The sequence below is a fragment of the Ramlibacter albus genome (genome assembly GCF_014297445.1).
In the GTDB taxonomy this organism is placed as follows: domain Bacteria; phylum Pseudomonadota; class Gammaproteobacteria; order Burkholderiales; family Burkholderiaceae_C; genus Ramlibacter; species Ramlibacter albus.
The window spans coordinates 401,543-419,412 of sequence record NZ_JACORU010000005.1 but is presented as its reverse complement, the minus strand read 5'-3'; the positions used below and the strand labels follow the sequence as shown (position 1 = coordinate 419,412).

At 67.8% G+C, this 17,870-nt stretch carries 23 protein-coding genes and 1 pseudogene; 12 read left to right on the top strand and 12 right to left on the bottom strand.

Features of this window, described 5'->3' with window-relative positions:
- Nucleotides 1-40: 40 nt before the first annotated feature.
- The 3 genes and pseudogenes from H8R02_RS16320 to orn all read right to left on the bottom strand — a co-directional run.
- Nucleotides 41-1,444, bottom strand: a pseudogene (locus H8R02_RS16320) (DEAD/DEAH box helicase); the annotation flags it as partial.
- A gap of 168 nt (nucleotides 1,445-1,612) precedes the next feature.
- Nucleotides 1,613-2,479, bottom strand: coding sequence for a glycine reductase (locus H8R02_RS16315; RefSeq protein ID WP_187082494.1), 867 nt, complete (start codon nucleotides 2,477-2,479; stop codon nucleotides 1,613-1,615).
- Nucleotides 2,476-3,033 (bottom strand): oligoribonuclease, encoded by a 558-nt coding sequence (gene orn / locus H8R02_RS16310; RefSeq protein WP_187082493.1) that lies wholly within the window; start codon nucleotides 3,031-3,033, stop codon nucleotides 2,476-2,478. The genes H8R02_RS16315 and orn overlap by 4 nt, the downstream gene beginning before the upstream one ends.
- Before the next feature lie 38 nt (nucleotides 3,034-3,071).
- Here orn and H8R02_RS16305 point away from each other — a divergent pair, with 38 nt between their 5' ends.
- From H8R02_RS16305 to rsgA, 3 genes are read left to right on the top strand one after another with little or no spacing between them, the layout of a single operon-like run.
- Nucleotides 3,072-4,334 (top strand): M48 family metallopeptidase, encoded by a 1,263-nt coding sequence (locus H8R02_RS16305; protein WP_187082492.1) that lies wholly within the window; start codon nucleotides 3,072-3,074, stop codon nucleotides 4,332-4,334.
- The gene (locus H8R02_RS16300; RefSeq protein ID WP_187082491.1) at nucleotides 4,331-4,636 is read left to right on the top strand and encodes a 4a-hydroxytetrahydrobiopterin dehydratase; all 306 of its coding nucleotides are present in this window, start codon (nucleotides 4,331-4,333) and stop codon (nucleotides 4,634-4,636) included. The genes H8R02_RS16305 and H8R02_RS16300 overlap by 4 nt, the downstream gene beginning before the upstream one ends.
- Nucleotides 4,633-5,520 carry a ribosome small subunit-dependent GTPase A gene (gene rsgA / locus H8R02_RS16295; RefSeq protein WP_187082490.1) on the top strand — a complete coding sequence of 296 codons (888 nt, stop codon included), beginning with the start codon at nucleotides 4,633-4,635 and terminating at the stop codon, nucleotides 5,518-5,520. The genes H8R02_RS16300 and rsgA overlap by 4 nt, the downstream gene beginning before the upstream one ends.
- Here the strand turns inward: rsgA and H8R02_RS16290 are convergent.
- From H8R02_RS16290 to trmD, 4 genes are all read right to left on the bottom strand, one after another.
- Nucleotides 5,517-6,494 (bottom strand): CobD/CbiB family protein, encoded by a 978-nt coding sequence (locus H8R02_RS16290; protein ID WP_187082489.1) that lies wholly within the window; start codon nucleotides 6,492-6,494, stop codon nucleotides 5,517-5,519. The genes rsgA and H8R02_RS16290 overlap by 4 nt on opposite strands.
- A gap of 21 nt (nucleotides 6,495-6,515) precedes the next feature.
- Nucleotides 6,516-7,217: a CoA pyrophosphatase gene (locus tag H8R02_RS16285; protein ID WP_187082488.1), complete on the bottom strand. Its 702-nt coding sequence runs from the start codon at nucleotides 7,215-7,217 to the stop codon at nucleotides 6,516-6,518.
- Nucleotides 7,218-7,286: 69 nt separating this feature from the next.
- Nucleotides 7,287-7,667, bottom strand: coding sequence for a 50S ribosomal protein L19 (gene rplS, locus H8R02_RS16280; protein ID WP_187082487.1), 381 nt, complete (start codon nucleotides 7,665-7,667; stop codon nucleotides 7,287-7,289).
- Nucleotides 7,668-7,769: 102 nt separating this feature from the next.
- A complete protein-coding gene (gene trmD, locus H8R02_RS16275) occupies nucleotides 7,770-8,510 on the bottom strand; it encodes a tRNA (guanosine(37)-N1)-methyltransferase TrmD (RefSeq protein ID WP_187082486.1) in 741 nt (246 codons plus the stop codon).
- Between the two features lie 89 nt (nucleotides 8,511-8,599).
- Here trmD and rquA point away from each other — a divergent pair, with 89 nt between their 5' ends.
- Genes rquA through frdD form a run of 5 tightly spaced genes read left to right on the top strand, consistent with a single transcriptional unit; the run spans nucleotide 8,600 to nucleotide 12,587 of the window.
- Nucleotides 8,600-9,313 (top strand): rhodoquinone biosynthesis methyltransferase RquA, encoded by a 714-nt coding sequence (gene rquA / locus H8R02_RS16270; RefSeq protein WP_187082485.1) that lies wholly within the window; start codon nucleotides 8,600-8,602, stop codon nucleotides 9,311-9,313.
- Entirely contained in the window at nucleotides 9,310-11,109 is a 1,800-nt protein-coding gene (gene frdA, locus H8R02_RS16265; RefSeq protein WP_255429365.1) for a fumarate reductase (quinol) flavoprotein subunit, read from the top strand. The genes rquA and frdA overlap by 4 nt, the downstream gene beginning before the upstream one ends.
- On the top strand, nucleotides 11,102-11,860 hold the full coding sequence (locus H8R02_RS16260) for a succinate dehydrogenase/fumarate reductase iron-sulfur subunit (protein ID WP_187082484.1): 759 nt from the start codon (nucleotides 11,102-11,104) through the stop codon (nucleotides 11,858-11,860). The genes frdA and H8R02_RS16260 overlap by 8 nt, the downstream gene beginning before the upstream one ends.
- The gene (locus H8R02_RS16255) at nucleotides 11,857-12,240 is read left to right on the top strand and encodes a succinate dehydrogenase/fumarate reductase transmembrane subunit (RefSeq protein ID WP_187082483.1); all 384 of its coding nucleotides are present in this window, start codon (nucleotides 11,857-11,859) and stop codon (nucleotides 12,238-12,240) included. Before H8R02_RS16260 ends, H8R02_RS16255 begins: the two co-directional genes overlap by 4 nt.
- Nucleotides 12,237-12,587 carry a fumarate reductase subunit FrdD gene (frdD, locus tag H8R02_RS16250; protein ID WP_187082482.1) on the top strand — a complete coding sequence of 117 codons (351 nt, stop codon included), beginning with the start codon at nucleotides 12,237-12,239 and terminating at the stop codon, nucleotides 12,585-12,587. The genes H8R02_RS16255 and frdD overlap by 4 nt, the downstream gene beginning before the upstream one ends.
- Here the strand turns inward: frdD and rimM are convergent.
- Both rimM and rpsP read right to left on the bottom strand, forming a co-directional pair.
- Nucleotides 12,578-13,147, bottom strand: coding sequence for a ribosome maturation factor RimM (gene rimM, locus H8R02_RS16245; protein ID WP_187082481.1), 570 nt, complete (start codon nucleotides 13,145-13,147; stop codon nucleotides 12,578-12,580). The genes frdD and rimM overlap by 10 nt on opposite strands.
- Before the next feature lie 11 nt (nucleotides 13,148-13,158).
- Nucleotides 13,159-13,425 carry a 30S ribosomal protein S16 gene (gene rpsP / locus H8R02_RS16240; protein WP_187082480.1) on the bottom strand — a complete coding sequence of 89 codons (267 nt, stop codon included), beginning with the start codon at nucleotides 13,423-13,425 and terminating at the stop codon, nucleotides 13,159-13,161.
- A 135-nt stretch (nucleotides 13,426-13,560) separates the two neighbouring features.
- Between rpsP and H8R02_RS16235 the strand changes: the two genes are divergently transcribed.
- The 3 genes from H8R02_RS16235 to H8R02_RS16225 all read left to right on the top strand — a co-directional run bounded on the left by H8R02_RS16235 (nucleotide 13,561) and on the right by H8R02_RS16225 (nucleotide 15,168).
- On the top strand, nucleotides 13,561-14,085 hold the full coding sequence (locus H8R02_RS16235) for a GNAT family N-acetyltransferase (protein ID WP_187082479.1): 525 nt from the start codon (nucleotides 13,561-13,563) through the stop codon (nucleotides 14,083-14,085).
- On the top strand, nucleotides 14,082-14,522 hold the full coding sequence (locus tag H8R02_RS16230) for a TM2 domain-containing protein (protein ID WP_187082478.1): 441 nt from the start codon (nucleotides 14,082-14,084) through the stop codon (nucleotides 14,520-14,522). The genes H8R02_RS16235 and H8R02_RS16230 overlap by 4 nt, the downstream gene beginning before the upstream one ends.
- Before the next feature lie 100 nt (nucleotides 14,523-14,622).
- Nucleotides 14,623-15,168 (top strand): GNAT family N-acetyltransferase, encoded by a 546-nt coding sequence (locus H8R02_RS16225; protein WP_187082477.1) that lies wholly within the window; start codon nucleotides 14,623-14,625, stop codon nucleotides 15,166-15,168.
- A gap of 1 nt (nucleotide 15,169) precedes the next feature.
- Here the strand turns inward: H8R02_RS16225 and H8R02_RS16220 are convergent, their stop codons facing one another.
- From H8R02_RS16220 to H8R02_RS16210, 3 genes are read right to left on the bottom strand one after another with little or no spacing between them, the layout of a single operon-like run.
- On the bottom strand, nucleotides 15,170-16,180 hold the full coding sequence (locus tag H8R02_RS16220; RefSeq protein ID WP_187082476.1) for an inorganic phosphate transporter: 1,011 nt from the start codon (nucleotides 16,178-16,180) through the stop codon (nucleotides 15,170-15,172).
- A gap of 10 nt (nucleotides 16,181-16,190) precedes the next feature.
- Complete coding sequence (locus H8R02_RS16215) at nucleotides 16,191-16,838, bottom strand: DUF47 domain-containing protein (protein ID WP_187082475.1); 648 nt, start codon at nucleotides 16,836-16,838, stop codon at nucleotides 16,191-16,193.
- A 28-nt stretch (nucleotides 16,839-16,866) separates the two neighbouring features.
- On the bottom strand, nucleotides 16,867-17,235 hold the full coding sequence (locus H8R02_RS16210) for a DMT family protein (RefSeq protein WP_187082474.1): 369 nt from the start codon (nucleotides 17,233-17,235) through the stop codon (nucleotides 16,867-16,869).
- Here H8R02_RS16210 and H8R02_RS16205 point away from each other — a divergent pair.
- Nucleotides 17,234-17,857: an RluA family pseudouridine synthase gene (locus H8R02_RS16205; protein ID WP_187082473.1), complete on the top strand. Its 624-nt coding sequence runs from the start codon at nucleotides 17,234-17,236 to the stop codon at nucleotides 17,855-17,857. The two genes, H8R02_RS16210 and H8R02_RS16205, sit on opposite strands and share 2 nt — an antisense overlap.
- Nucleotides 17,858-17,870: the final 13 nt, after the last annotated feature.

Genomic DNA, 17,870 nt, shown 5'->3' with positions numbered 1-17,870 from the left:
GCCCGGGGTGACAACATCAGCGCTGGAACGACTTCGCGCCGCCGAAGCCCTTGTGCTTGCCGAAGCCGTTGCCCTTGTCGTGGCCATGGCCGCGGAAACCGCCCGGGCGGCCCTTGCCGCCGAAATCGCGGCGCGGGCCGGTCGGCGCGGGACGCGCCTTCGGCTCGAGGCCGGGGATCGTCTCGGCGGTGAAGCGCTGGCGGCTGTACGCCTCGATGTCGCCGATCTTGCGGCGATCACGGAACTCGGCGAACGTGACGGCCAAACCGTCGCGCCCGGCGCGGCCCGTGCGGCCGATGCGGTGCGTGTAGTCCTCGGCCTTCATCGGCAGGCCGAAGTTGAACACGTGCGTGATCGTCGGCACGTCGATGCCGCGCGCGGCGACGTCGGTGGCCACGAGGAACTGCACCTGGCCGCCGCGCAGCGCCATCAGGCGGCGGTTGCGCAGGCCCTGCGGCAGGTCACCGTGCAGCGAAACGGCGGCAAAGCCGGCCTGCTGCAGGTCGCTGGCGAGCTCGTCGCACTCGATCTTGGTGCTGGCGAACACGATGGCCTGGTCGATGCTGGCGTCGCGCAGCCAGTGGTCGAGCAGCTGGCGCTTGTGGTGGCCGTTGTCGGCCCAGAACAGCACCTGCTTGATGTTGGCGTGCTTCTCCTGCGGCGAATCGACCTGGATGCGCTTCGCATCGCGCATTACGCGGGCGGCCAGCTGCTGGATGCGCGGCGCGAACGTGGCGCTGAACATCATGGTCTGGTGGCGGTTGGCGGTGAGCTGGTGCACTTCGGCCAGGTCGTCGGCGAAGCCCAGGTCCAGCATGCGGTCGGCCTCGTCCACGACGAGGAACTGGACCTGGTCCAGCTTGATCTGCTGCGAGCGCTGCAGGTCCAGCAGGCGGCCGGGCGTGGCGACCACGAGGTCGGCGTTCTGCAGCTTCTGCAGCTGCATCTGGTAGGGCATGCCGCCCACCACGTTGGCGATGCGCAGGCCCTTGCAGTGCTTGACGAGGTCGATGGCGTCGTGCGCCACCTGCTGCGCCAGCTCGCGCGTGGGGCACAGGATCAGCGCGCCGGGCGTGGCCGCCTTGAAGTGGCGCGGGTTCATGGGGTTGCGGCGCGGGCCGGCGGCGGGCTGCTTCGACTGCGCGGCCTTGTTGGCCAGCAGCGTGTGCAGCACGGGCAGCAGGAAGGCCGCGGTCTTGCCGCTGCCGGTCTGGCTGGACACCATCAGGTCGATGAAGGCGTCGGCGCCGGCGCCCTCGCCCTGCATGGCCTGGCCGATGGCCTGGACCTGCACCGGGGTGGGCTGGGTGAAGCCGAGGTCGGCGACCGCGGCGAGGAGTTCGGGCGCGAGGCCCATCTTGGCAAAGCCGTTTTCAACGATCGGGGCAACGCCCGTGTCGAGGGTTTCGGCAGCGCCGGTGTCGATGGAATTTTCTTCAAACATGGAAAGTGCTCACGGCAGCGCTTCGGGCGAAGCGCCGTCATTCGAATGGTTGGAAAACATCAACCATTCAAACGATCACCGGCGGGGGCCGGCGGCTCTTTCGACGAGCCAGTGTGAGAAGGCAGATGCGCGATAAAAAAGCTGCGTCACCGCAGCTCGTGGAACGAATTATCGCAGATTCCGCGGGATCGTGCTGGCCACCGCCTTGGCCGCGTCGAATTCGGCCCTCGCGGCCGCGAGTTCCGCGGGTGTGGCGCGCTCCGGGTTGCAATAGTCCAGCTTCCACTCGTCGCTCCCGGACCAGCGTTGCGGCGACTGCCACGTGGTCCTCGGGGGCGTCGCTTCCTGCAGCAGGCGCAGGGCGAGGTCCAGCGTCTGTGCCTGCGATTCACGGTCGAACGGCTTGCCGCAGGCGTTGCCCAAGGGGAAATCGGAGAACAGGAAGCGCGGCACGCCCACGTGCTCCACGATGTCCTTCGCCGCGCCCACGATCACGGTGGCGATGCCGGCGCGTTCGAGCTCGCGGGCGATCAGCGAGACGGTCTGGTGGCACACGGGGCAGTTGGGGACCAGCACCGCGGCGTCGGCGCCGTCTTCCTGGCATCGCTGCACGATCAGGGGCGCATCGACTTCGAGCGTGTGCCGCTGGCTGCGGTTGGTGGGCGCGCCATGAAACCGCCGCGCCAGCTTCACCCGCTCGCGTAGCAGCGGCAGCGGGAACCAGCAATTCGAATCTTCCAGGTTCGCGTGCCTGCGATCCACGGCGACGTGCGAGATGCGCAGGTCGTGGTCCACGGACGTGTCGCCGGAATACGGCTCGAAGAACTTCGCGGCGGCGTTGTAGGGCGCGCCGGGCCCTTGCGGGCCCTTGCCCGGCTGGTACGGCGCGGCGGTCGTGACGAGCGCCACAGTGCAGTCCGCCAGCGGCCTGCGCAAGGGCGTGAACGGCACCTCGTCGAAGTGCGCCCACCGGTAGGGGTTCGCGTAACCAAGCGCGAGGTACCAGTTGCGGGTGCGCTCGATGTAGGGGATCACAGCTTGAGGAACTGCTCTCGGTAGTGCGCCAGCTCGTCGATCGACTCGTGCACGTCGGCCAGCGCCGTGTGCAGCTGGCGCTTCTTGAACGAGTTGCACGCATCGGGCTTCCAGCGCTTGGCCAGCTCCTTGAGCGTGCTCACGTCGATGTTGCGGTAGTGGAAGTACTGCTCCAGCTTCGGCATGTACTTCACGAGGAAGCGGCGGTCCTGGCCGATGCTGTTGCCGCACATCGGGCTCTGGTTCTTGCTGACGTACTTCGAGATGAACTCGATGAGCGCCTGCTCGGCCTCGGCCTCGGTCGTCGTGGACGCCTTCACCTTGTCGATGAGGCCGCTCTTGCCGTGGGTGCCCTTGTTCCACGAGTCCATCTTGTCGAGCTGGGCGTCGCTCTGGTGGATGACGAACACGGGGCCTTCCACGCGCGGCTCTAGGTTGGGGCCGGTGACGATCACCGCGATCTCCAGCAGGCGGTCCACCTCGGGGTCCAGCCCCGTCATCTCGCAGTCCAGCCACACCAGGTTCTGGTCGTTCTTCGAAAGGGTCTCTGGCATGACCCGATTGTCGCCGATGGCCTAACATTCGAAGACCGATGATCGCTTCCTCCACCCTCACCCTCGCCTTCGCGGCCTTCCTGCTCGCCGGGCTCGGGGTGCGCCTCTGGCTGGCCTCGCGCCAGATCCGCTACGTGGCCGCGCACCGCGACAGCGTCCCGCCTGCTTTCGCCGGGCGGATCACGCTCGCCGGGCACCAGAAAGCCGCCGACTACACGGTCGTGAAGTCGCGCCTGGGCATCGTCGAGACGGCGTTCGCCGCGGCGGTGCTGCTCGGCTGGACGCTGCTGGGCGGCCTCGATGCGCTCAACCAGGCACTGCTCGGCTGGCTCGGCCCCGGCATGGCGCAGCAGCTGGCGCTGTTTGCGTGCTTCGCGCTCATCAGCGGTCTGCTGGACCTGCCCTTCTCGCTCTACAGCACTTTCGTGGTGGAACAGCGCTTCGGCTTCAACAAGATGACGATCAAGCTGTGGCTGGCGGACCTCGCAAAGGGCGTGGTGATCGGCGTCGTCATCGGCCTGCCGATCGCATGGCTCATCGTGTGGCTGATGGGTGCGGCCGGGCCGTGGTGGTGGCTGTGGGCGTGGGCCGTGTGGATGGGCTTCAACCTGCTGCTGCTGGTGATCTACCCCACGTTCATCGCGCCGCTTTTCAACAAGTTCCAGCCCCTGGAGGATGAGGACCTCAAGGCGCGCGTCACCGCGCTCATGAAGCGCTGCGGCTTCGCGGCCAAGGGCCTGTTCGTGATGGACGGCAGCAAGCGCAGCGCGCACGCCAACGCGTACTTCACGGGGTTCGGCGCGGCCAAGCGCGTGGTGTTCTTCGATACGCTGCTGGCGAAGCTCTCGCCCGACGAAGTGGACGCGGTGCTTGCGCACGAGCTGGGCCACTTCAAGCACAAGCACATCCTCAAGCGCATCGTGATGATGTTCGCGCTGTCGCTGCTGGGCTTCGCGCTCGTAGGCTGGCTCTCGTCGCGTCCCTGGTTCTACACGGGCCTGGGCGTGCAGCCCAACATGCAAGGGCCGAACGATGCGCTGGCGCTGCTGCTGTTTCTGCTGGCCGTGCCGGTGTTCACTTTTCTCTTGTCGCCGTTGATGGCGGGCTTCTCGCGCCGCGACGAATTCGAGGCCGATGCCTTTGCAGCATCGCAAACGAGCGGCAAGGACCTGGGCACCGCCCTGCTCAAGCTGCACGAAGACAACGCGGCCACGCTGACGCCGGACCCGGTCTACGTGAAGTTCTATTACTCGCATCCACCTGCCTCGGAGCGGCTGCAGCGGCTGGGGCTGGCGACATGACGGCACGCCGCGCGCTCTCGCCGACGGAGGTGGTCACGCGCCTGAGCAAGCTGGGCAACGGCTGGGCGCTTGCCGGCAGTGGCGACAACACCGCGATCGAGAAGACGTTCAAGTTCGCCAACTACCACGAGACCATCAGCTTCGTGAACGCCGTCGCCTTCATCGCGAACAAGCTGGACCACCACCCGGACCTGTCCGTGCACTACAGCCGCTGCGTGGTGCGCTGGCGCACGCACGAGCCGCCCGGCATCAGCGCGCTCGATTTCGATGCCGCCGCGCGCATCGAGGCGCTGTCGCAATGAACGATGGCCTGGTGGTCGCAAGCCACGGCCGGCACGTGCTGGTTGAAACGCCGGAGGGCCGGCGGCTGATCTGCCACCCGCGCGGGAAGAAGAGCCAGGCCGTGGTCGGCGACCGCGTGCTCTGGCAGGTGACGGGCGACGAAGGCTCCATCGAGAAGGTGCAGGAGCGCAGGAACCTGTTCTACCGGCAGGACGAGATTCGCACGAAGTCCTTCGCGGCCAACCTGGACCAGGTTCTCGTGCTGATCGCCGCCGAGCCGGAGTTCTCCGAGCACCAGCTCGCACGCGCGCTCATCGCTGCCGAGGCGGAACGCATCACGCCGATCATCGCGCTGAACAAGAGCGACCTCGTGGAGCCCTTCGAGCGCGCGTGGCAGCGCCTCCTGCCCTACCAGCGCATGCACTACGGGGTGATGCCGCTGTCGCTGCGCCTGTCGAAAGAGGTGGACCGTGAGCACCTGCTCAAGCTGCTGCACGGCAAGACGACATTGGTGCTGGGCCCCTCGGGCGCGGGCAAGAGCACGCTGATCAACCTGCTCGTGCCCGGCGCGCAGGCGCAGACGGGCGAGATCTCGCAGGCGCTCAACTCGGGCAAGCATACGACGACGACGACGACGTGGTACTGGGTGGACCGCGACGCGGGCACCGCGATCATCGATTCACCGGGGTTCCAGGAGTTCGGCCTGCACCACATCCCGGTCGACCAGCTGGCCGCGCTCATGCCGGACCTGAAGCCGCACGTGCAGCACTGCAAGTTCTACAACTGCACGCACCTGCACGAGCCGGGGTGTGGGGTGATTGCGGCAGTTGGCGAGGCGGTGAGCCCCAGCCGCTATCGAATCTACGGTGATCTCTTCGCGGAGCTTTCCGCGCCCAAGTACTAGCCCAGCAAGCGCGCGAGCGTGAGCAGCGCAAGCAGCACCATCCACAGCACCACCGAGCGCCAGACGAGCCCGACGATGCTGCGCAGGTGCCCGATCTCGGCTTCGCGGCCGGGCGTGCTGACGGTGCTGTCCGTGCCGTCCGCCGGCTCCGGGCCGAGCCCCGAACTGCGGAACTTCAAGCCTTCGCCGCCGAGCCGCACGTTCACGGCGCCCGATGTGGCGGCGAGGATGACGCCGTCGTTGTCGTTGGGGAAGCGCTGCGCGTAATTGCGCCAGCAGTCGATGGCTTCCTCGAAGCTGCCCACGACCGCGAAGGCCAGCGCGGTGAAGCGCGCCGGCACCCAGTCCACCACTTCCCACGCGCGAGCGGCCGCCGACTGCAGCGCCTCGCTCGCCGGCTGCACCTGCATGCGGCTGCGGTACCGCCAGTAGCGCGCCACGAACTCGCTCATGCGGTAGAACACCGCGCCCGCGGGCCCGAGCCCCAGTGCGGCGAGGATGGAGAACCATGCGAGCACGCCGAACACGTGCCGGTGCGCCGCGAGCACCGAGAACTCGATGACGTGCCGCACGATCTCGCTGCGCGGCAGCTCGCTCGCATCCACCTGCTGCCACTCGGCGAGCAGCTTGCGCGCCAGGGCCTCGTCGCCTGCGTCGAGCGCATCGCGGATCGCGGTGAAGTGGTGGCTGAATTGCCGGAAGCCGAGCGTGACGTAAAGCACCGCGGTGCTCCAGAGCACGGCGAAAGCCCAGCCGAGTGTGAGGACGAGCAGCCAGTGGATCGCGAGCACGGCGACCGCGGGCCCGCCGGCGGCCAGCGCCCAGGCCACCCAGCCGTGGTGCGGCTTGCCCGCGTCGAAATTGCGGCTGACCCAGCGCGCCCACCCGCGCAGGCCCGCGTGGATGGGGTTGCCCCGCCCGAGCGGGCGGACCTGCTCGATCAACAGAGCAAACAGGATCGCGAAGAACGCCATGCGACGATGATAGCCGCCGGTTTATGCAGAGAGGAAGCGGTAGAAGTTGCGCAGCATCGCCGCTGTTGCGCCCCAGATGAAACGGTCTTCGTAGGGCATGGAGAACCACTCGCGTCGCGCATTGGCCCACTCGACGGCATGGCGCCGGTGGTTGGCCGGGTTCATCAGGAAGTCCAGCGGCACCTCGAACGCATCGGCCACTTCATGCTCGTTGAGCGTGAGGCGGTAGCCGGGGTCCACGAGCGCGAACACGGGCGTGATGATGAAGCCGGTGCCGGTGGTGTAGGTGGGCATCTGGCCGATCACCTCCGCGGCTTCGCGCTCGAGGCCGATCTCCTCCTGCGCCTCGCGCAGCGCGGTGTGCGCCGCATCGACGTCGGTGTCGTCGCGCTTGCCGCCCGGGAAGGCGATCTGCCCCGAATGCGTCGACAGGTGCGACGTGCGCTCGGTCAGCAGCAGCATCGGCCGCTCGCGCTGCACGATGGGCACGAGCACGGAGGCGGGCGCGGGCGGGCGGTCCACGAAGCGCTTCTCGCGGTAGATCTCCGGCTCCCACGCGGGTGGCTGCGCGAAGCGCGTGCGCAGCGCGGGCGCCGCCAGCAAGTCCAGCGGTACCGGCGGCAGGTGCGAATCGACGCCGATCACCGGCACGGCCTTGGGGTCGAAGTTGGGCAGCTTCGACAGGGGCGTATCGGACGGGACGGAAGGGTCGATCGGTGTCATGCTTGGAAAAACAAACCGCCGCGGGCGACAGGCGCCGGCGGCGGTTGTTGAACGGGCAGCTCGTGCCGCTTATTCGGTGGCGGCCGCCTTGTTGTGGTGGGCCAGCTTTTCCTTGATGCGGGCCGACTTGCCGGAGCGCTCGCGCAGGAAGTACAGCTTGGCGCGGCGCACGTCGCCGCGGCGCTTGACTTCGATGCCGGCGATCAGGGGGCTGTAGGTCTGGAACGTCCGCTCGACGCCTTCGCCGCTGGAGATCTTGCGCACCGTGAAGGCGCTGTTCAGGCCGCGGTTGCGCTTGGCGATCACGACGCCTTCGTAGGCCTGCACGCGCTTGCGGTTGCCTTCGACGACGTTCACCGAGACGATGACGGTGTCGCCGGGGGCGAATTCGGGGACTTTCTTGCCCAGGCGGGCGATTTCCTCTTGCTCGAGGGTCTGGATGAGGTTCATGGCTTCGTGTGATCGTGCACGCGCTTCGGGATGAAGTTCGAAAACGCGCACTTGGCGTGTTTTCTCGTTATGTTGCCGTGCAGAGGATCAGGGAACCCGGGATTATAGCAATCCAGCCAGAAACGCCTCGTCCGCCTTGGAAAGCCGCCCCGCAGCGCGGGCTGCCTCGATCAACTCCGGCCGGCGGGCGGCCGTGATCTCCAGCCGGCGGTCGCGGCGCCAGCGCTCGATCTGGGCGTGATGGCCGGAGAGCAGCTCGGGTGGGGCCGCCATGCCCTCCCACTCCTCCGGCCGCGTGTAGTGCGGGCAATCGAGCAGCCCGTCCAGCGCCGGGTTAAAACTATCTTCTTGGTGGCTGCCCTCGTCGTTGAGCACGCCGGGCTGCAGCCGCGCCACGGCATCGAGCAGCGCCATCGCCGCGATTTCACCGCCGGACAGCACGAAATCGCCCAGGCTGAGCTGCACATCCACGTACTTGTCGATGAAACGCTGGTCGATGCCCTCGTAGCGGCCGCACAGCAGGATGGCGCCCTGCCCGCCGGCCCAGCGCTCCACCTCGCCGTGGTCGATGCGCCGCCCGACCGGAGAGAACAGCACCACCGGTGCAAGGCGCTCCGCGCGGATCGTTTCGAGGCAGCGCGCCAGCGGCTCGGCCATCATCACCATGCCCGGGCCGCCGCCGAAAGGGCGGTCGTCCACGCGCCGGTAGTTGCCCTGCGCGAAGTCGCGCAGGTTCCACAGCTTCACCTCGACCTGGCCCGTCTCGTAGGCGCGGCGCGTCACGCCCGCCTTGAGGAAGGGCTCGAAGAGCTCGGGGAACAGCGTGACGACGTCGAAGCGCACGGCATCAATCGTAGTCGCATTGATCTTTCGCAAGAGGGCCGGGGAACCCGCCGCATAGATTCAGCCCATCACACCAAGGAGGAGCGTGCATGTCGCCCCCGCCGCCGTTCGATGCCGCGCTGCCCGCGCCCGCCCTCGGGGTCCCCCAGTACCTCGACCAGACGTACTGGTGGGCCTATGTCCACCCCAATGCCGTCAGCACCTTCGAGCGCGAATGGCTGGTCAACCTCATCCTGTTCGGCAACTACGCGCGGCTGCGCGATGCGGCGCTGGCGGACCTCGGCGCGGCCGTCGAAGGCCGCACGCTGCAGGTGGCCTGCGTCTACGGCAACCTCACGCCGAAGCTGCGCGAGCGCCTCGCGCCCGACGCGAGCCTCGACGTCGTCGACATCCTGCCGATCCAGCTGCGCAACCTCGCCGCCAAGCTGCCCCGCGACCAGCGCGTGGCGCTGCTGCACGGGGACTCCGCCGCGCTCGCGTGCCCCGATGCGAGCTACGACCAGGTGCTCCTGTTCTTCCTGCTGCACGAACAGCCCGAGGCCGTGCGCCGCGCGACGCTCGCCGAAGCGGTGCGCGTCCTCAGGCCGGGCGGCCGCATCGTCGTCGTCGACTACCACCGCCCGCGCCCCTGGCACCCGCTCAAGCTGCTGATGACCGGCATCTTCCGCAAGCTGGAGCCGTTCGCCAGCGACCTGTGGGCGCACGAGGTGAGCGAGTTCCTGCCTGCCGGTGCGCGCGTCGAGCTGCGGTCCAAGCACACGTATTTCGGCGGCCTCTACCAGAAACTGGTGCTGGTGAAATGATGCAGACCTTCCATGCGGACGTCGCCATCGTCGGCGCGGGCGGCGCGGGCCTGAGGGCCGCCATCGCCGTGGCCGAGGCCGACCCGAAACTCAAGGTGGCACTGGTCTCCAAGGTCTACCCCATGCGCAGCCACACCGTTGCGGCCGAAGGCGGCGCGGCGGCGGTGACGCAGGCGCACGACAGCCTCGACGCGCACTTCCACGACACCGTGGCCGGCGGCGACTGGCTGTGCGAACAGGACGTCGTGGACTACTTCGTCGGCCAGGCGCACCGCGAGATGGTCCAGATGGAGCACTGGGGCTGCCCCTGGAGCCGCAGGGACGACGGGCACGTCAACGTGCGCGCGTTCGGCGGCATGAAGATCGAGCGCACGTGGTTCGCCGCCGACAAGACCGGCTTCCACATGCTGCACACGCTGTTCCAGACCTCGATCAAGTACCCGCAGATCCAGCGCTTCGACGAGCACTTCTGCGTGGACCTGGTCGTGGAAGACGGGCGGGTGCAGGGCGTCGTCGCCATCGACATCTCCACCGGCGAGTTCACGCTGGTTCAGGCGCCCAGCGTCATCATCGCCACCGGCGGCGCGGGCCGCGTGTTCCGCGAGAACACCAACGGCGGCATCGTCACGGGCGACGGCATGGCGCTGGCGTACAGGCACGGCGTGCCGCTGCGCGACATGGAGTTCGTGCAGTACCACCCCACCTGCATGCCCGGCACGGGGCTGCTCTTCACCGAGGCATGCCGGGGCGAAGGCGGTTTCATGTTGAACAAGGACGGCTACCGCTACCTGCAGGACTACGGCCTCGGCCCCGCGGAAGCAAAGCCGCGCAACAAGTTCATGGAGCTCGGCCCGCGCGACCGGCTCAGCCAGGCCTACTGGCACGAGAAGCAGAAGGGCCGCACGGTCACGACGCGGCACGGCGAAGTCGTGCACCTGGACCTGCGCCACCTCGGCGAGGCGCGGCTGCGCGAGCGGCTGCCGCAGATCTACGAGCTGGCTGTCGAATACCTCGGCGTCGATCCGGCGAAGGAGCCGATCCCCGTGCTGCCCGCCGTGCACTACACGATGGGCGGCATCCTGGCCGACGGCAGCACCGCGGCGCCGCTGCAGGGCCTCTACTCCGCGGGCGAATGCTCCAGCGTCGGCATCCACGGCGCGAACCGGCTCGGCTCGAACTCGCTCACGGAACTGCTGGTGTTCGGCAAGGTTGCGGGCGAGCAGGCGGCGATGAACGCGAAGTCCGCGCCGGTGATCGACACTGCGCGCGCCCTCGCCCAGGCCGAAGCCGCCCGCGAGCGCGCGCAGTCGCTCGTCACCGCGCGCGACGGCACCGAACGCATCGCCACGCTGCGCCGCGAGATGGCGCAGGCGATGGAAGACGGCTGCGGCATCTACCGCAGCGCGGACAGCATGCAGGCCGCCTGCGAGAAGCTCGCCGAATTGAAGGAGCGCGTGCGCAACGTGCGCCTGGACGACACTTCGAAGGCGTGGAACACCGAGTGGCTGCTCGCCATCGAGCTGGGCTACCAGCTCGACGTGGCGCAGGCGATGGCGCACTCGGCGCTGGAGCGGCGCGAGTCGCGCGGTTCGCACCAGCGGCTGGACGGGTTCACCGAACGCGACGACGTGAATTACCTGAAGCACTCGCTGGCCACGTATGCCGGTGCCGATGCGCCCCGCATCACCTACTCGGAAGTGAAGATCACGCGCTCGCCACCCGGCAAGCGCGTCTATGGCGCCGCCGGCGAACAGGCGGACGCCGAACGCAAAGCGAAGGAGGCCGCCCATGCGTGAGACGCCGGCGCGCATCGTCGAAGTGCAGGTCCTGCGCTATCGGCCGGAAGAGGACGAGAAGCCCGTGTGGCAAAGCTACGCGGTGCCCTTCACCGAGGACATGTCGGTGCTGCAGGCGCTGCAGTTCATCAAGGACGAACTGGACGGCTCGCTGGCGTTTCGCTGGTCGTGCCGCATGGCCATCTGCGGCAGCTGCGGGATGATGGTCAACGGCAAGCCAGAGCTGTCGTGCCAGACCTTCGTGCGAGACCTGCTGCCCGGCCCGGTGCGCATCGAGCCGCTCGCGCACCTGCCGATCGAGAAGGACCTCGTGGTGGATGTCGAGCCGTTCGTGAAGAAGCTCGAAAGCATCCAGCCGTACATCATCCCCAAGGAGCCGCGCTCGCTGGAGCAAGGCGAGTACCTGCAGACGCCGCACCAGCTGGAGCAGATCGAGCAGTTCAGCTCCTGCATCAACTGCATGCTGTGCTACGCGGCCTGCCCGCAGTTCGGGCTGGACCCGCAGTTCCTCGGCCCCGGCGTGCTCGCGCTGCTGCACCGCTACAACGCCGACTCGCGCGACGGCGGCAGGGCGCAGCGCATGCCGCTGCTCAATGCGCAGGAGGGCGTATGGAGCTGCACCGCAGTTGGCTATTGCTCGCAGGTGTGCCCCAAGCACGTCGACCCGGCGAATGCGGTCAACCAGAACAAGGTGGAAAGCGCGAAGGACTATTTCCTGCGCTTCCTCTCGCCGAAAGGGGGCCGGGCATGAGCTATGTAAGGCCGATGGCGGGATGGTGGAAGCGCGACCCCTTCTTCGTGCGCTACATGGCGCGCGAACTCACGGCGTTTGCCGTGCTGGCGTATGCGGTCGTGCTGGCCGTGGGGCTGGTGCGGCTCGCGCAGGGGGAGCTTGCGTACAACGGCTGGCTGCGCGCGGTGCAATCGCCCGCGGGGCTGGTGATGCACCTCGTGTTCTTCGTCTCGTTCCTCGTGCACTGCACGAGCTGGTTCGAGATCATGCCCAAGACGATGCCGATGATGGTCCTGGGCGGCAAGCGCGTTTCGGCCGCGGCCATCACGGGCTTTGGCACAGGGCTCGCGGTGGTCGTGACGCTAGCCGTGCTGGCGGTTGCGAGGTGGCTGCCATGAAGCGCTCGCACTCGCCCATCTTCTGGCTGCTGTTCGGCGCGGGCGGCATGCTCGCCGCGCTGCTGGGGCCGGCCCTGGTATACGTGACCGGTGTCGAAGCCGGCGGCGGCCTCGTCGTGTCGCCGCGCGCCATGGACTACGCCACCGTGCACGCCTTCGCGCACAACTGGCTCGGCAAGGGCTTCCTGTTCTTCGTGGTGTCGCTGTTCGCATGGCACGCGGTGCACCGCATCCTGTGCAGCCTGCACGACGTTGGCATCCACAAGACGCTGCCGGTGAAGTTCGGGTGCTATGGGGTCGCCGCGGCCGTCACGGCGGTGAGCGCGTACGCGCTGCTTCAGGTGTAGTCGGCCTGCCAATCGACGGTGATCTTCTTCGCGGCGAGGTCGACGGTGTCGACGTACGCCGACACGAAGGGGATCATGCGTTCCAGCTTCTTGTCGCCCGCTTCGTATTCGAGCACCAGCACGGTCTGCGGGCCGGTGGACAGGAGGTCCTTCACGCGGCCCATCGCGGCGCCTTCGCGGTTGACGACGTCCAGCCCCAGCAGGTCGACCCAGTAGTACTCGTCCTCGCCGGCCGTGGGGAAGCTGGAACGCGCCACGAACACGCGCGCGCCCTTGAGCGCCTCGGCCGCATTGCGGTCGTCGACCTCGTGCGCGCGCGCGACGATGCTGTCCGAATGCTCTTTCGCTTCGGCGATGCGCAGCAGCGCCGTGCCGGTGAAGGCGGGCTTCACGGCTTTTTCGGGAGGCTGGAGGAACCAGCGCCTGGAAGAAAAAAGCGCCTGGGGATCGGCGCTGTGGGGGAGGACCTTGAACCAGCCCTTGATCCCCCAGGCATCGGCGATGCGCCCGACTTCGATGGCATCCGCGGGCAATTCCGCGGCTTCGAGGCCGGGCAGCATGCCAGGGAGACTTACGCTGCGGCGGCGGCCGGCGTCTTGGCGGCGGCTTGCTTCATCAGGCGCGCCACGGTGGGCGAGGGCTGGGCGCCCTTGCCGATCCACTCGGTCAGGCGGTCCTGCGCGAGGCGCAGGCCCTCTTCGCCTTCCTTGGCGGTGGGGTTGTAGAAGCCGACGCGCTCGATGAAGCGGCCGTCGCGGCGCACGCGCTTGTCGGCGACGACGATGTTGAAGAACGGGCGATGCTTGGAACCGCCGCGCGAGAGTCGGATGACGACCATTGATTTATCCTTCGGGTGGCTGACACGACCGGGACGGTGTTGTCCTGGCCTTATTGCAAAAGTGTGAGACACGCGACACGGCCACCCGGCCGGCGCCACTCTGCAGAGCCCGCGATTATAACGTCTTCTTTCCAAATGCTCACGATCCGCCCCAGCAAAGACGCCGACGTGCCGAAGATCACGGCCATCTATGCCCACCATGTCCTCAATGGCACAGGCACGTTCGAGACCACGCCGCCCACCGAGGCCGAGATGGCCACGCGCCGCGCCGACGTCCTCGGCAAGGGCCTGCCGTACCTCGTCGCGGAGGAGGACGGCCAACTGCTGGGCTTCGCCTACTGCCAGTGGTTCAAGCCCCGGCCCGCGTACCGGTTCTCCGCCGAGGACTCGATCTACATGCACCCCGACTCCCGCGGCAAGGGCCACGGCAAGGCGCTGCTCACCGAGCTCGCGAAACAGGCGGAGGCGCTCGGCGTGCGCAAGCTCATCGCGGTGATCGGCGATTCGGCCAACGCCGGCTCCATCGGCGTGCACCGCGCCATCGGCTTCACACCCGCCGGCGTCATCAAGTCCTGCGGCTGGAAGTTCGAGAAGTGGCTGGACATCGTGCTGATGGAAAAAGCGCTTGGCGCGGGTGACACCCAGCCGCCGAAGGAATGAAGAACAAGACGCTGGCCGCCTGGCTGGCCTTCCTCGGAGGCCCGCTCGGGCTGCACCGCTTCTACCTGCGCGGCTTCGGCGACGTCCTCGGCTGGCTGCTGCCGGTTCCGACGGCCCTCGGCCTCTACGGTATCGAGCGCGTCCAGCAGTTCGGGCAGGACGACGTGGCGAGCTGGTGGCTGATCCCGTTGCTGGGGTTCACCATCGCGGGCTGCTGCCTCACCGCCATCGTCTACGGCCTGATGACGCGGGAGAAGTGGAACGCGAAGTTCGGCCAGCCCGAGGACGCCGATGCGGGCGGCACCAGCTGGTTCACCATCTTCGCGATCGTGCTCTCGCTCATGATCGGCGCGGGTGTGCTGATGGCGAGCATCGCCTTCAGCTTCCAGCGCTACTTCGAGTACCAGGTGGAAGAGGGACGCCGCATTTCCCAATAGTCGGCAGTAACCGCATCGTTCCATGCGCGTTCGGCATGCACAGCGCGCAACGGTTCAGCTAGATTGGCTCGTCCAGCCACTCTTCATACAGGAGACCGCCATGGACAGCGCCGCCCACAAGGCCGACGCCGAATTCACCATCCGGGCCCAGGAGCCCTCCGACGCGCGCGCCGTCTCGGCGATGCTGGGCACGCCCGGCACGTTTGAAGGCCTGCTGCAGCTGCCGGACATGCCCGTCGCATCGCGCCTGGAATACCACGAGAAGATCGAGCCCGGTGCGTGTCGGCTCGTCGCGGTGGCGAACGACGGCCTCATCATCGGTTCGGCGGGGCTGCACAACATCGCGAACACGATGCGCCGCGCGCACGTGCGCATGCTGGGCATCGGCATCCTGCCCCAGTGGCAAGGCAAGGGCGTGGGCCGCGCGCTCATGTCGCGGCTGCTGGACTGGGCCGACAACTGGACCACGGTGCTGCGCATCGAGCTGACGGTGCACGCGGACAACGACCGGGCCATCGCGCTCTACAAGAGCCTCGGCTTCGTGGAGGAAGGCCGCCACCGCGCGTACGCGATCAAGGACGGGCGTTTCGTCGACGCGTTCTCCATGGCCCGCCTGCACCCCAACCCGCCGGAGCTGCCGGTCTAGCTCAGAAGATCTGGAGCGACACCCAGTAGGCGATGGCGGCGACGAACGCGCTGGCCGGGATCGTGAAGATCCACGCCCACACGATGTTGCCCGCCACGCCCCAGCGCACGGCGCTGGCGCGCTGCGTGGAGCCCACGCCCACGATCGCACCCGTGATCGTGTGCGTGGTCGACACCGGGATGCCCAGCGCCGTGGCGAGGAACAGCGTGAGCGCCCCACCCGTCTCGGCGCAGAAGCCGCCCACGGGCTTGAGCTTGGTGATCTTCTGCCCCATCGTTCGCACGATGCGCCAGCCGCCGAACATCGTGCCGATGCCGATGGCGACGTAGCAGGCGAGCACCACCCAGTAAGGCGGATGCGCGGCGCCCTGCGCGACGTAGCCGGTGGCGATCAGCAGCATCCAGATGATGCCGATGGTCTTCTGCGCGTCGTTGCCGCCGTGGCCCAGGCTGTACGCGCCCGCGGACACGAGCTGCAGCCGACGGAACCAGCGGTCCACCCGCGCGGGCGTCGTGCGCCGGAAGACGTGCGCCACCACCACCATCATCAGGGAGCCGAGCAGGAAGCCGAGCAGGGGCGAGACGAAGATGAACAGCACCGTCTTGCCGATGCCGGTGGCGACCAGGTGCGACGCCCCGCCCTTCGCGATGACCGCGCCCACGATGCCGCCGATCAGCGCATGCGACGAGCTGCTGGGGATGCCGTACCACCACGTGATCGCGTTCCACGTGATCGCGCCCACCAGCGCGCCGAACACCACATGCGTGTCCACCACGCCGGGCTCCACGATCCCCTTGCCCACCGTGGCCGCCACGCTCAGGTGGAAGATGAAGATGGCCACCACGTTGAAGAAGGCGGCGAACAGCACCGCCTGCGTCGGCTTGAGCACGCCTGTGGAAACGACCGTCGCGATGGAATTGGCGGCGTCGTGGAAGCCGTTCATGAAGTCGAACAGCAGCGCGACGACCACCAGCATCACGACGACCCACAGGGCCACCTGCACCGTTTGCATCAGCAGCCTTTCAGTGGTGCTCGAGGACGATGCCTTCGAGCACGTTGGCCACGTCCTCGCACTTGTCCGTGATGCTCTCCAGCAGCTCGTAGATGGCCTTGAGCTTGATGACCTCCAGCACGTCCGGCTGCTCGCGGAACAGCTTGCTCATGGCCGAGCGCATCACGCGGTCGGCGTCGGACTCGAGGCGGTCGATCTCCTCGCAGGTCTTGAGCACCGCCTCGGCGCAGCCGGGGTCGCCCAGCTTGCCGATCAGGGCCACGGCTTCCTTGACGCGCTCGCAGCACTTGACGGAGAGGTCCGTCAGGCGGGTGATCTCCTCGGTCATCGCGCGCACGTCATAGAGCGCCATGGTCTCGGCCGAGTCCTGCATCAGGTCGGCCACGTCGTCCATCGTGTTGATCAGCTTGTGGATCTGGTCGCGGTCGATGGGCGTGATGAAGGTCTTGTGGATCAGGCGGTTGACCTCGTGCGTCACCCGGTCCGCCGCGCGCTCGGCGTTGTCCACGTCGCGGTTGTACTGCTCGCGAAGGTGAAGGTCGTTGTAGTTGGCCACCAGGTGCGAGAACGCGCGTGCTGCTTCCACGATGCGGTCCGCATGCTGGTTGAACAGTTCGAAGAAGTTGCCTTCGCGGGGGAGCAGTTTTCCTAGCAGCATGCGCGGAAGTGTAACTGCCGCTTCCTCGTCAGCTGTTGCGGAATATGAAATAGACAGCGCCCACCATACAGAGCGCGGCCCAGAGGTAATCCAGCTTGAGCGGCTCCTCGAGGTACAGCACGGCGAAGGGCACGAACACGGCGAGCGTGATCACTTCCTGCATGATCTTGAGCTGGCCGACCGTGTAATGCGCCTGCTGGAAGCCGATGCGGTTGGCCGGCACCTGCAGCAGGTACTCGGCCAGCGCGATGCCCCAGCTCACGAGCGCCGCGATGTACCAGGGCGCGGTGGCGAGGTTCTTCAGGTGGCCGTACCAGGCCATCGTCATGAACACGTTGGACGCGACGAGCAGCAGCACCGTCTGCAGCGAAAACGGGATGGAAGCAAGAAGGGTCATGCTGGGATTATCGGAAGGCTTGGTGTACGTCGATGAGCACCTGCTCGTGCTGGAGAAGCCGGCGGGCATGCTGGCCGTGCCGGGCCGGGGCGCGGACAAGCAGGACTGCCTGTCGGTGCGCGCGCAGCGCATGTGGCCGGACGCGCTGATCGTGCACCGGCTGGACATGGCCACGTCCGGGCTCGTCGTGATGGGGCGCGGGGCGGCGATGCAGCGGGCGCTGTCGATGGCGTTCGCCGAGCGGCGAGTCGACAAGCGGTATGTCGCCGTGGTTGCCGGTGCCATGCCGGGCGACGAAGGCGTGGTGGACCTGCCGCTGGCGGTGGATTGGCCGAACCGGCCCCGGCAGAAGGTCGACACCGAGCGGGGCAAGCCGAGCGCCACCCGCTGGCGCGTGCTCGCGCGCGAGGGTTCGACGACGCGCGTGGCGCTCGACCCGGTGACGGGCCGCTCGCACCAGCTGCGCGTGCACATGCTCGCGATCGGGCACCCGATCCTCGGCGACGCGCTCTACGCGCCGGAGCACGCCGCGCCGCGGCTGATGCTGCACGCCGCCGCGCTGGCATTCGCGCATCCCGCCACCGGCGAAGCCCTGCGTTTCGAAAGCAGCGTTCCCTTCTGAGGGCTAAACTGCG

Bases quoted from the DNA above. Each gene is read 5' to 3' on its own strand.
- orn (WP_187082493.1), bottom strand. From the start codon at position 3,033: ATGCCAGAGACCCTTTCGAAGAACGACCAGAACCTGGTGTGGCTGGAC.
- H8R02_RS16305 (WP_187082492.1), top strand. From the start codon at position 3,072: ATGATCGCTTCCTCCACCCTCACCCTCGCCTTCGCGGCCTTCCTGCTC.
- H8R02_RS16300 (WP_187082491.1), top strand. From the start codon at position 4,331: ATGACGGCACGCCGCGCGCTCTCGCCGACGGAGGTGGTCACGCGCCTG.
- rsgA (WP_187082490.1), top strand. From the start codon at position 4,633: ATGAACGATGGCCTGGTGGTCGCAAGCCACGGCCGGCACGTGCTGGTT.
- H8R02_RS16290 (WP_187082489.1), bottom strand. From the start codon at position 6,494: ATGGCGTTCTTCGCGATCCTGTTTGCTCTGTTGATCGAGCAGGTCCGC.
- H8R02_RS16285 (WP_187082488.1), bottom strand. From the start codon at position 7,217: ATGACACCGATCGACCCTTCCGTCCCGTCCGATACGCCCCTGTCGAAG.
- rplS (WP_187082487.1), bottom strand. From the start codon at position 7,667: ATGAACCTCATCCAGACCCTCGAGCAAGAGGAAATCGCCCGCCTGGGC.
- rquA (WP_187082485.1), top strand. From the start codon at position 8,600: ATGTCGCCCCCGCCGCCGTTCGATGCCGCGCTGCCCGCGCCCGCCCTC.
- frdA (WP_255429365.1), top strand. From the start codon at position 9,310: ATGATGCAGACCTTCCATGCGGACGTCGCCATCGTCGGCGCGGGCGGC.
- H8R02_RS16260 (WP_187082484.1), top strand. From the start codon at position 11,102: ATGCGTGAGACGCCGGCGCGCATCGTCGAAGTGCAGGTCCTGCGCTAT.
- H8R02_RS16255 (WP_187082483.1), top strand. From the start codon at position 11,857: ATGAGCTATGTAAGGCCGATGGCGGGATGGTGGAAGCGCGACCCCTTC.
- frdD (WP_187082482.1), top strand. From the start codon at position 12,237: ATGAAGCGCTCGCACTCGCCCATCTTCTGGCTGCTGTTCGGCGCGGGC.
- rimM (WP_187082481.1), bottom strand. From the start codon at position 13,147: ATGCTGCCCGGCCTCGAAGCCGCGGAATTGCCCGCGGATGCCATCGAA.
- rpsP (WP_187082480.1), bottom strand. From the start codon at position 13,425: ATGGTCGTCATCCGACTCTCGCGCGGCGGTTCCAAGCATCGCCCGTTC.
- H8R02_RS16235 (WP_187082479.1), top strand. From the start codon at position 13,561: ATGCTCACGATCCGCCCCAGCAAAGACGCCGACGTGCCGAAGATCACG.
- H8R02_RS16230 (WP_187082478.1), top strand. From the start codon at position 14,082: ATGAAGAACAAGACGCTGGCCGCCTGGCTGGCCTTCCTCGGAGGCCCG.
- H8R02_RS16225 (WP_187082477.1), top strand. From the start codon at position 14,623: ATGGACAGCGCCGCCCACAAGGCCGACGCCGAATTCACCATCCGGGCC.
- H8R02_RS16220 (WP_187082476.1), bottom strand. From the start codon at position 16,180: ATGCAAACGGTGCAGGTGGCCCTGTGGGTCGTCGTGATGCTGGTGGTC.
- H8R02_RS16215 (WP_187082475.1), bottom strand. From the start codon at position 16,838: ATGCTGCTAGGAAAACTGCTCCCCCGCGAAGGCAACTTCTTCGAACTG.
- H8R02_RS16205 (WP_187082473.1), top strand. From the start codon at position 17,234: ATGCTGGGATTATCGGAAGGCTTGGTGTACGTCGATGAGCACCTGCTC.
- H8R02_RS16210 (WP_187082474.1), bottom strand. From the start codon at position 17,235: ATGACCCTTCTTGCTTCCATCCCGTTTTCGCTGCAGACGGTGCTGCTG.